6 protein-coding genes are annotated in these 6432 nt (G+C 70.6%); 1 reads left to right on the forward strand and 5 read right to left on the reverse strand.

The window, feature by feature from the left end; genetic code table 11:
• Window positions 1–13: 13 nt before the first annotated feature.
• Genes VFM98_RS15870 through VFM98_RS15885 form a run of 4 tightly spaced genes read right to left on the reverse strand, consistent with a single transcriptional unit; the run spans window position 14 to window position 3369 of the window.
• Entirely contained in the window at window positions 14–661 is a 648-nt protein-coding gene (locus VFM98_RS15870) for a cytochrome b/b6 domain-containing protein (protein ID WP_325110871.1), read from the reverse strand.
• A 10-nt stretch (window positions 662–671) separates the two neighbouring features.
• Window positions 672–2000: a cytochrome c3 family protein gene (locus VFM98_RS15875; RefSeq protein ID WP_325110872.1), complete on the reverse strand. Its 1329-nt coding sequence runs from the start codon at window positions 1998–2000 to the stop codon at window positions 672–674.
• 34 nt (window positions 2001–2034) lie between these two features.
• On the reverse strand, window positions 2035–2898 hold the full coding sequence (locus VFM98_RS15880; protein WP_325110873.1) for a response regulator: 864 nt from the start codon (window positions 2896–2898) through the stop codon (window positions 2035–2037).
• A 9-nt stretch (window positions 2899–2907) separates the two neighbouring features.
• A complete protein-coding gene (locus tag VFM98_RS15885; protein WP_325110874.1) occupies window positions 2908–3369 on the reverse strand; it encodes a response regulator in 462 nt (153 codons plus the stop codon).
• Between the two features lie 417 nt (window positions 3370–3786).
• Here VFM98_RS15885 and VFM98_RS15890 point away from each other — a divergent pair, with 417 nt between their 5' ends.
• Window positions 3787–5916 carry an AMP-binding protein gene (locus VFM98_RS15890; RefSeq protein ID WP_325110875.1) on the forward strand — a complete coding sequence of 710 codons (2130 nt, stop codon included), beginning with the start codon at window positions 3787–3789 and terminating at the stop codon, window positions 5914–5916.
• A gap of 4 nt (window positions 5917–5920) precedes the next feature.
• Here the strand turns inward: VFM98_RS15890 and VFM98_RS15895 are convergent, their stop codons facing one another.
• Window positions 5921–6286, reverse strand: coding sequence for a hypothetical protein (locus tag VFM98_RS15895; RefSeq protein ID WP_325110876.1), 366 nt, complete (start codon window positions 6284–6286; stop codon window positions 5921–5923).
• Window positions 6287–6432: the final 146 nt, after the last annotated feature.

Below are 6432 nucleotides of genomic sequence, written 5' to 3' on the forward strand. Positions count from 1 at the left end.
GTTGCTCTCCTTCTCAGTTCACGGGTTGCGAAACGGGGTGCTCTTCTTCCACGTCCTCGTAGCCGGTCAGCATCGCCTTGATGTGCGCCGTGGGCGTGTGGCCCAGGGTGGCCAGGTAGGGATGGAAGAACAGGTAGAAGACGAAGAAGACGAAGATCAGGACGTGGACGGTGGAGACCACGCGGATGCCGCCCAGCAGGTCCACGAAGCCCTGGAAGCGCTGGATGTCCCACATCAGCAGGCCGGTGGCGAACTGCAGCGGCAGCAGGAACAGCATCAGGATCTGGTACAGCGTGCGCTGCAGCGGATTGAACTTGTGGTACGGGTCGATCCGGTGCGGGTTGTGCTCGCCGCGGAACATGCCCCAGCCGTAGTACTTCGCCTGCTCGAACGAGGCCTGGGCCAGCTTCACGATGTTGAACTCGGGGTGGTAGGCCTGGTTGCGGTCGGAGAACAGGTAGAACAGCAGCCAGATGCAGAAGTTGGCGATCAGCGCGAAGCCGACCCAGTTGTGCAGCGTGACCGCGGTGCCGAAGGCCATGAAGTCGAACAGGTCCAGGTAGCGGATCTGCACGCCCGTGGCCACCAGCACGATGAACAGGACGACGTTGGCCCAGTGCCAGAAGCGCACCGGCAGCGGATGGACATAGACCTTGCTCATGATGATCTCCTCAGTCGGTGTCGGACGTGTCGCGGGCTTCGGCGGCCTTGCGGCGCCGCGCGCTCAGCAGCTTCATGGCGAGGTGCGCGCCGGGCAGCAGCACGCCGCCGGCCACCGCCATCAGCAGCAGCACGTCGAGGATCTGGATGCGGGTACCGCCGATCGCGTAGAAGCCGCTCACGGAGCCGATCGATTCGACGGAATTCAGGATGCCCTGGGTGGCGCCCTTGCGCACCGGGCGGCCGTCGGCGCCGATCATGCTGACGGTCACGGCCTGGAAGGCGGCGGCGCCGCGCTTGTGGCAGGTGGCGCAGTCCTTCACCGCCTGGCCCTTGATCGCCAGCGCGTGGGCTTCGACGCCGGTCTGCACTTCGAGGCGGCCGCGCACGAAGGACTTGCTGTCGCCGCCGTTGCCGCGGCTCAGGTCCTGCAGCAGGCTCCAGAGGGCCCGGCCGTCCAGGCCGCCGGTGCTGGCGGAAGACGTGCTCACCAGCTGCACGAACTGCGGCACGCCCACCTGTTCGGCGGCCTGCTTCGATTCGCCCTGGGCCTCGTGGATGCGCAGGTCGACGCGGCGCGCCGCATTGGGCGTATGGCAGGCCGCGCAGGACACGGCTTCGAGGTGCCGGCCGGCATTGGGGAGCCACTTCGCATGGCTGGTGGCGGTCTCCTTGTGGCAGGACAGGCACTGGCCGCGCAGGTGGTCGCCGACGGTGGCGGCCTTCACGTCGTGGGTGCGATGGCAGTCCTTGCACTCGAGGTTCTCGCCGTCGGTGCCGTGCACGCTGGCCGTGAGCGCGTCCGAGATCTTCTCGTGGCACTGCTGGCACTTGGCGTTGTCGGCCGCGTTGGCTTCCTTCATCGACCGCGTCGCGTGCGGGTTGTGGCAGTCGGCGCACAGCGGTGCCTTGGCGCTGCCGGCCTTCACCAGCGCCCAGTGCACGCTGTCGTCGTACTTCTTCATGGTCTTCTGGTGGCAGTCGCGGCAGGTCTCGGTGGACTCCACCGCGTGGCTGCGCTTGCTGGCCAGCTTCTGCTCGCTGCCCGGCTTGCCGTGCGTGTCGGTGTCGATCTGCGAGTGGCAGCCTTCGCAGCCTTCGCGGGCATGCCTGGAATTCGCGAAGGCGTCGGGGGCGATGTAGAGCGACAGGGTCTCGCCGTTGGCCAGGGTCTTGCGGGCGCCCGGCTTGGCATGGCAGTCCAGGCAGGCCTGGTCTTCCTTCGAAAGCTTCGCGTCGGCCGGGTCGGCGGCGTGCGCCGGCCCCAGCACCAGGTTGAAAACCAGTGCCAGGGCCGCGGCCGCGAAGGCGACGAGCGGGGGTCGGTGGCTGCGTGTCATGTTCTTCTCCGTCGGGGCGTGTGCGTCGCGCCTTTCAGCTGGCCCGCACGAACACGGACTTGGCTGCCATCCAGGCCAGGGCGGCGAGGCCGGCGAAGGGCGCCAGCACGATCCACGCGAGGCCGAGGAAGGGAGCGGCCACGATGCCGGCGGCGACCTTGGCCGCACCGCCGATGCCGCGGTTCTCGGGTTCCGCCGCGATCGGCGCCATGGGTTCGATGACGGCGGCGGCTTCGACGATGGCGGGCTCGGCAGGTGCCGTCGGTGCGGCCGCAGCCGCTTCGGCGGCTTCACCCTCGCTCTTGCCCTTGATCGCCACCCAGGCCAGCATCCCGAGGCCGACGAAGGGCAGCAGCACCGCGTACAGCAGGCCGATGAAGGGCGCCGCGAGGAACAGCGCCATGTTGCGCAGCATCCGCAGCGGGCCGCCCTGGGCGGGCGCCTCGGCGGCGGGCACCGCGGAGGCCGGCATGGCGGTGGGGCTGACCGCCAGGTCCGGTTCCTCGCGCGGCGCCGCCTGACCTTCGGGCACGGTGCGCACGGCCTTCTCGGCGCTGTCCTCGATCATCTCGGGCGACAGCGGCTTGTGCAGGAATTCGCTCACGCCGGCGGCGCGGGCGCGCGCCTCGCTGGCCGGCGAGCCGTAGCCCGTGACGATGACCACGGGCGTCCAGGGTTGGGCGGCGCGGATCTTCTCGGCCACCTGCAGCCCGTCGATGCCGGGCATGCGCAGGTCGGTGAAGACCGCGTCGAACTTCTCGGTGTTCAGCCGCTCGAGGGCTTCCTGCCCGTTTTCGGCCGCGACCACCAGGTAGCCCTTGCCGGAGAGGACGCGCTTGAAGCTCGCTCCCACCACCGGATCGTCGTCGACGACGAGAAGTCTGCGCAGTGCTGTCATGATGTTCCCCTAATGAATCGGGTTTGACGGAAACCCGGCCGCTACAGGAGCTCTGTTTTCCTGATTCGTTTCGGCCGCACGCTCGGCGTGCAGGGCCCAGTGCTTGTGCAACATGGCTGCGTTGGCCGCGGCGATCACCTGGGCCGGCCCCACGGGCTTGGTCAGGTAGTCGTAGGCCCCGAGCGAGACGGCTTCCTTGGCGGAAGCGAGGGTGGGATAGCCGGTGATGATGATCACCTCGCTGTCCGGCCAGCGCGCCTTGAGCTCGCGCAGCACCTCCAGTCCGTCCATGCCCGGCATGCGCAGGTCCAGCAGCACGAGGTCGAACGCCTGTTCTTCCATCGCCTGCGCGACCTGCTCCCAGGTCCAGACCGCCTTCACCTGGCAGTCGGCGCCGGCCAGGATGCGCATGTAGCTGAGGCGGACGACTTCTTCGTCATCGACGATCAGGATCCTGGCGGCGGGTTTCATGATCTTCGGCTGTTGGTCTTGCTTGCCTCGTACTGAGCATCAGCCGTGCCACACCGCGCGAACCGTGCTTTCTCCTTTGGCGACAAGCACTTGCGCGATCCGCTCCGGATCGCGCGGAGCCGCGAAGTACATCGGCGACATGCACCCCCGCCGAGGCGCGGCGCGGATCTGCAATGGAATCAACGAGTTGCAGTGCAGCAAGGGTGCAGCGCGCGCACATGCACCTCGGGATCGACCCTGAGGCCGGCGCAAGCCTTGAGGCACGTCAACATGCGCCCGGCGCGCGCGCTGTTTACTGCCACGCGCAGCCGACAAGAAAGACAAAGCAGGAGACAAAGTCCCCCCGTGCCCGCAGCTGCGGGCCTCGCCGTGCCCTGCTGCGGGCCGGAACACCGCCTCGCGTGGAGAGAGTGCACCATGGTCCGCATCGCGACAGATACCGAAGCCGCGTCCTCCTGCTGCGCCAACGCGCCCACGCAGTGGCATTGCCCCGACTGCGGCAGGATCAGCCAGGGCTTCGCCTTCCCCTACGGCCTGTGCCCGCATTGCGGCGGCCGCATGGCGCTGCTGCATGAGCCGCGGCGGCTCGGACCCGATCGCGCGGCGCAGGACGCAGTGCGGCTCGCCTTCGAGATCGAGCTGGGCGGACGCGCCTTCTACCAGCGCGCCGCGGCGGAATGCGCCGACGACGAACTGCGCGAGCTGTTCGCGCGCTTCGCCGTGATGGAAGGCGGCCACATGGAGGCGCTCAGCGACCGCTACCGCGTCGAGGTGCCGGAGCCCTCGCCCAGCTTCCGGCTGGAGCTCGCGGCGGTGTTCGCCCACGTGGAGCACCGGCCCGAGGATCCCGACAACCTGTTCCGCATCGCCATCGCGCTGGAGGAGCGCGCGGCGGCCTTCTTCCGCATGCGCGCGGCGATCGCGCCGGCCGGCTCCTCGGAGCAGCGCCTGTACCTGGAGCTCGGCGCCGAGGAACGCGAGCACGCCGACCTGCTGGCGAAGGCCTACGAGGAATGGCGCGCGCGCCGCTCCCCGCCCGCGACGCAGCCGCCGCCGCAAGCGCCCGCACCCCAGGCCGTGCAGCAGCTCAATGCGGCGGCCCTGCTGCTCGCGCAGGGCGACGACGCGCAGGTCGCCCTCGTTTGCGGCGAGCAGCAGCTCACGTATGCGCAGCTGCGCGATCGTGTCGCGCGCGCGGCCGGTGCGTGGAACGCGCGCGGGCTGCGCCCCGGCGACCGGGTGGCGGTGAAGCTGCCGGACGGCATCGACTGGGTGGTGGCCTTCCTCGGCACGATCTGGGCCGGCGGCGTCGCGGTGGCGGTGAATCCGCAGATCCCCGCGCCGGAATGGAGCTACATCCTCGACGAGGCGGGCTTCACCATCATCCTGGCCGAACACGCCGACGACACGCCGGCGCCGTGGAACAGCCGCGTGGTCCTGCTGGAGCCGGGCCGCGGCGAGGTGACGGCCGCCGAGCCGGTGCCCGCGCAGTCCGCCGACGAGGAGACGCCCGCGTTCTGGTGCCATTCCTCCGGCACCTCCGGCAAGCCCAAGGCCGTCGTGCACAGTCACCGCTTCGCGCTGGAGATCGAGCGCGTCTCGCGCGAGCGCCTGGGCATCACGGCGGCCGACCGCCTGTTCGCCACCTCGCGCCTGTTCTTCTCCTATCCGCAGACCAACAGCCTGTTCGCCGGCCTGAAGATCGGCGCCACCGTGATCCTCGATCCGCAATGGCCGACGGCGGCGTCCGCGGCCGCGACGGTGGAGCGGCAGCAGCCCACGGTGTTCTTCAGCGTGCCCTCGCTGTACCGCAACCTGCTGCATGCGGGCCTGGCGCCGGCGCTCGCCGTGGCGGGCGTGCGCAAGTGCGTGTCGGCCGGTGAAACGCTGCCGGCGAGCCTGCGCGAAGCGTGGCACAAGGCCACCGGCCTGCCCATGACCGACGGCTATGGCGCCTCGGAGACGCTGGTGCTGGTGCTGACCGCCAAGGACGGCGACGACGGCCTGCAGCCCTCCCCCGGGGTCGAAGTGCATCCGCTCGATCCGGAGGCGGCCGTCGCGGGCCTGCCGACGCGATTGAGCTTCCACGTCTCGACGCTCGCGCGCGGCTACCTCGATCGCCCGGCGGCGCAGGCCCAGGCCTTCCGCGGCGGCGCCTTCTGTCCGGCCGACCTCTTCGTGCACACGCAGGGCGGCGGCTGGCGCTTCGCCGGCCGCGAGGATTCGCTGGTCAAGATCCGCGGCCGCTGGGTCAACCTGGTGGAACTGGAGGAGAAGCTCGCCCAAGGCATCCCCGGCCTGCTCGAGGCGGCGGTGGTGTGCGTGCCGGACGAGGACGGCGTCGACTCGGTGGTGCTGTTCTACGCCGCCAAGCCGGGCGAAGCCGCCGGCGTCGAGCAGGCGCTGCGCGAACGCACGTGCGCCTTGCGCCCGCACGAGCGGCCGCGCTCCTTCCACGAGATCCCCGCGCTGCCGCGCACGGCCACCGGCAAGCTGCTGCGACGCAAGCTGGCCGACGCGTTCGTGAACGGCGTGGCGGCGGCTTGATCCTTTAGCGCTCGACCTTCAGGATCGCCAGCTTCGCGCCGGCGGGCAGCGCGGCCTGCAGCGCCAGCACGGCGGCCTGGGCCGACTGCTGCTTCGGATCGAGCACGAAGGAGACGGCCGAGGGCTGCGCCGACACGCGCACGCTGCGCGCATCGACGCCGCGCACCCGCGCCGCCGCCTTGCGCGCGCGCTGCACGTCGGCCAGGCCGGCCACCTCGCAATACACCACCACCCGCCCGCGCGCGAGCGCCTCGCGCACCGACGCGTGGTCGTAGGTGGCCGCGATCTTGTCTTCGGCGCACACGCCGCACGCGAACGCGGGCGAGGCCAGGGCCACCAGCAGGGCGGCGGCGAAGGGAGCGGGGGACATGGCAGCCTCCCGGGTTCTCACCGCCGCGGCGCCGAGGCGCCGCCCGGCGTCGCGGGCGCAGTGGTGGCGCCGGGCGTCGCCGGCGTGGTCGGCGCGATGGGTGGCGTCGGCGCGGCCGTGCCGCCGGGGGCGGCCGGCACCGAAGC

This window comes from Ramlibacter sp. (assembly GCF_035706265.1).
Taxonomy (GTDB): Bacteria; Pseudomonadota; Gammaproteobacteria; order Burkholderiales; family Burkholderiaceae_C; genus Ramlibacter.

What these genes read in the sequence shown, in the direction of transcription:
- VFM98_RS15870 (WP_325110871.1), bottom strand. Translation starts at nt 661, where the DNA reads ATGAGCAAGGTCTATGTCCATCCGCTGCCGGTGCGCTTCTGGCACTGG.
- VFM98_RS15875 (WP_325110872.1), bottom strand. Translation starts at nt 2,000, where the DNA reads ATGACACGCAGCCACCGACCCCCGCTCGTCGCCTTCGCGGCCGCGGCC.
- VFM98_RS15880 (WP_325110873.1), bottom strand. Translation starts at nt 2,898, where the DNA reads ATGACAGCACTGCGCAGACTTCTCGTCGTCGACGACGATCCGGTGGTG.
- VFM98_RS15885 (WP_325110874.1), bottom strand. Translation starts at nt 3,369, where the DNA reads ATGAAACCCGCCGCCAGGATCCTGATCGTCGATGACGAAGAAGTCGTC.
- VFM98_RS15890 (WP_325110875.1), top strand. Translation starts at nt 3,787, where the DNA reads ATGGTCCGCATCGCGACAGATACCGAAGCCGCGTCCTCCTGCTGCGCC.
- VFM98_RS15895 (WP_325110876.1), bottom strand. Translation starts at nt 6,286, where the DNA reads ATGTCCCCCGCTCCCTTCGCCGCCGCCCTGCTGGTGGCCCTGGCCTCG.